Here is a 2,287-nt window from a genome sequence, read left to right as displayed (position 1 = left end):
GCGTCAAGCAGCGCAAGGGCGATCCGATCGCCGTCACCTCCGACGAGGGCATCCGGCCCGACACGACCGTCGAGTCGCTGGCCGGCCTGCGCGCGGCGTTCGTCACGGACGGAACCATCACCGCCGGCAACTCCTCTCCCCTGTCCGACGGCGCTGCCGCCCTGGTGCTGAGCAGCCGGAAGTTCGCCGAGGACAACGGCCTCGAGTATCTCGCGGTGGTCGGCAAGCCGGGCCAGGTCGCCGGTCCGGACAACTCGTTGCATTCCCAGCCGTCGAACGCCATCAAGAACGCCCTGGACAAGGCCGGCTGGTCCGCCGCGGACCTCGACTTCATCGAAATCAACGAGGCTTTCGGTTCCGTCGCGGTGCAGTCCCTGAAGGACCTCAACTATCCGCTGGAGCAGTGCAACATCCATGGCGGTGCCATCGCCCTGGGCCACCCGATCGGGGCCTCCGGGGCCCGGCTGGCCCTGCACGCGGCCCACGAGCTCAAGCGCCGGGGTACCGGCAAGGCGGCCGTGTCCCTGTGCGGCGGCGGCGGCCAGGGCGAAGCGCTGCTGCTGTACCGCGACTAAGACCGGTAACCGGCGGGCCGGGCGGGCCCGGACCACAGGGGCGGCCGGGCGGACCGGGAACCGCCGCCAGGAGTCAGGAAGGTTTGACGCGATGCCAGAGCAGAAAACAACCAGCGGCCGCGAACGGTTCCTCGCCGACGCCGCGGCGCGGGGGCTGGACGTGGAGATCGTCGAACGCCTCGCCGCCCGCAGCCTTGAGGAGGCGGCCGGTATCCTCGGGATCCGGCCCGCGGATATCGTGAAGTCGCTCGTGGTCAAGCACAAGGACGGCAGTTTCCTGTTCGCACTGGTCCCCGGAGACCGGCAGATTTCCTGGCCCAAGTTGCGGGCGCTGCTGGGCGTCAACAAGCTCTCGCTGCCGGCGGCGGATACGGCTTTCGAGGCCACCGGGTACGAGCGCGGGACCATCACGCCGCTCGGCAGCATCCGCCCCTGGCCCGTCTACGCCGACCAGACCATCACGGGCCGGCGGATCTCCATGGGCGCAGGGGAACATGGCTACAGCGCGTTCGTGGACGCGGATGCCCTGACGGCGGCGCTGGGCGCCGTCGTCGCCGACATCACTGAACCCAACTAGCGCGCCCGGGTTAACAACAACGCGGGGTCACTTGGAGCCCATCCCGACCGCCGGGATGGGCGCAAAGTGACCCCGCGTTGCTGTTTGACAGGGCGTCAGGCCGTAACCGTGAGGGGTGCCGGTAGTTGTTGATGGCCAGCGCGAATTCCTGCTCGAGCCGCAGCGGCTCGCCACCGTAGGTCAGCTTGACGATCCGGTCCCCTGCCGGCCGGGCGAGGTCGATCTCGTAGTTCAGCGGCGCGTCCAGGCCGTAGACAACGTCGTAGTTGTAGTCCGGCGTGCCGTTCGGTGCCGTGGCGGTCACGGCATTGGTGACGTCCTGGGCCCTGGCTGTGGTAGCGGTCACCGGTTTGAAGTACTGGGCGGACCACTCCAGGTATGCCTTGACCTGCGCGCCAGTGACCTTGACGGAGAGCAGCGTGTTGTCGAAGATGTACAGCCCTGCGACGTCGCGGATGGTGAGCGCCCCGGCCTTGACATCAACGGCGCGGGAGAAGGCCGCGGCAATGGACAGCACGGGCAGCCCGGCCGCGGGACCGTTGGCCAGCTCAGCCTTGACGGTGCTCGCCTGGACGTAGTTGATGGCGTCGATCGCTGCGGAGTCCTCCCAGCAGGCGGTGGCCGTGCTGAGCGGTGCCGTGGAGGTTCCGATGACCTCATTGACGTAGTTCACCGTGGCCTCATGCCCGGCCTGCACGGCCCGGACGACGGCGGGATCCGGGTTCACAGTCTTGGCGTCCAGCAAGTGCGAATGCGCCGACGTAACGGCCCACCGCCCCTGCACCTTGGCGAGCTCGAGGTCCATGACAGATACCCGCATGCCCCACTTGAGCGGCTCGGTCAGGAGCACCTGCTTGCCGGTGGCCTTGTTGGTGACGAAACGCTCGGGGATCTCCAGGTGTGCGTGCCCGACCAGGATGGCGTCAATGCCGGGCACTTCCTCCGCCAGCTGGGTGGAGGCGTTCTCCGGGAACGGCAGGGCGTCGCCGTAGGAAGACCCCGGAGTCGCCCCGGAATGGCTCGTGACAATGACGATGTCCGCGCCGGCGGCCTTCACCTGCGGAATGACAGCTTTGGCCTCTTCGACGATGCCGTTGAAATCGAGCCTGCCTTGGACGTTGTCGCGGTCCCAGAG

The 2,287-nt window shown here is 68.1% G+C and carries 2 protein-coding genes and 1 pseudogene; 2 read left to right on the top strand and 1 reads right to left on the bottom strand.

The genetic code is table 11. The annotated features are described in order from the left end of the window. Both LQV45_RS26590 and LQV45_RS26585 read left to right on the top strand, forming a co-directional pair. Positions 1-575: pseudogene (locus tag LQV45_RS26590) on the top strand (acetyl-CoA C-acyltransferase); the annotation flags it as partial. Positions 576-666: 91 nt separating this feature from the next. Next, positions 667-1,152, top strand: coding sequence for an aminoacyl-tRNA deacylase (locus LQV45_RS26585; RefSeq protein ID WP_223913811.1), 486 nt, complete (start codon positions 667-669; stop codon positions 1,150-1,152). 10 nt (positions 1,153-1,162) lie between these two features. Here LQV45_RS26585 and LQV45_RS26580 read toward each other — a convergent pair. Then, positions 1,163-2,287, bottom strand: a 1,125-nt coding sequence (locus tag LQV45_RS26580) for a 5'-nucleotidase C-terminal domain-containing protein (protein WP_230009717.1), incomplete at its 5' end; no start/stop codon positions are given.

The sequence above is a fragment of the Microbacterium sp. Bi128 genome (genome assembly GCF_918698205.1).
Note: the sequence above shows the minus strand (reverse complement) of the source record. Positions and strands in the feature narration are given on the sequence as shown.

Excerpts from the sequence above, each read along its gene's own strand:
- LQV45_RS26585 (WP_223913811.1), top strand. The coding sequence starts at position 667 with ATGCCAGAGCAGAAAACAACCAGCGGCCGCGAACGGTTCCTCGCCGAC.